General features: G+C 71.6%; 1 protein-coding gene. It reads right to left on the minus strand.

The window, feature by feature from the left end; all coding sequences use genetic code 11:
• On the minus strand, positions 1-756 hold a 756-nt coding region (locus tag ABZ885_RS41935), incomplete at its 3' end, for an alpha/beta hydrolase (RefSeq protein WP_360200566.1).
• Positions 757-1,060: the final 304 nt, after the last annotated feature.

Genomic DNA, 1,060 nt, shown 5'->3' on the forward strand with positions numbered 1-1,060 from the left:
GCGACAGATGAGTTGCCTGCCGGTCATGGCGATGAGGGGGACGGCGAACGCTATCTCGTGGAAGTCCCAGTCGACGGCGCGCAGGATGCCGAAGCCCTCACTGAGCCACGCGGGCAGCGGACCGGACGGAAAGCGCTCACGTAGCGTGCCGCCCCTCGCGACGAAGTGCGGGTCGGGAGCGCCGGGTGCGGGCATGGTGTCGGCTGACAGGGCGGCGTAGAAGCCCGCGAGCCAGCTGCGGACATCGGGTTCGATCTCGGCCTCGGCCCGGCCGGGCTGTTGGAAGTAGGAGACGTAGAACTCGTCGTCCCCGCCCAGGTGGGCGAAGATCTCGCTGGGCCGCGGCCCGCCTCGCGGAGTGTAGGGGACGCTGAGCAGCCCCACTGCGCGGAACACCTGCGGGTGGAGCAGAGCGCAGTTGGCGGCCACCGTCGCGCCCCAGTCATGACCGACGACCACCGCCGATTCCTCGCCGAGGGCGCGCACCACGGCGACGCTGTCCTCGACCAGGTCGAGCATGCGGTAGGCGGCCGGGACCGCGGGTTTGGAGGAGCGGCCGTAGCCGCGCACGTCGAGGGCGACCGCGCGGTATCCCGCCGCGGCGAGGGCCGGGAGTTGGTGGCGCCAGGAGTACCAGGACTCCGGGAAGCCGTGGACCAGCAGCACCAGCGGCCCGGTGCCCTGCTCCACCAGATGGATCCGGTGCCCCGGCGAGTTGACCAGTCGGTGTGTGAGCGCTACGTCGTGCTGTGGCATGCGTCCTCCCGGGCTGTCGATCGGGCGTGCGTCGGGGAGCGGCTCCATCTCGCCGGTCCACGAGCACCGTGCCGATCCTGTGGGAGAATCCGCCGAAAGGACGAGCCGGTTTGCCGTTCTGGCAAAGCCGACCGTGAGCATCCGCCCCACCTGCTGTCGGCTTCACGCAGTGACGGTGGTCGCCCACGCCGGGCAGGACGACCCGGGCCGGACGCCGGTGGTGTGGCTGCCGGCGGCCGACGCGGCCGGCCTCCACCTGTACCCGGACGTCGTCGACGAGGTGCAGGTCGCAGGCACGGCCGTG

Source organism: Kitasatospora sp. NPDC047058, assembly GCF_040643935.1.
GTDB lineage: Bacteria > Actinomycetota > Actinomycetes > Streptomycetales > Streptomycetaceae > Kitasatospora.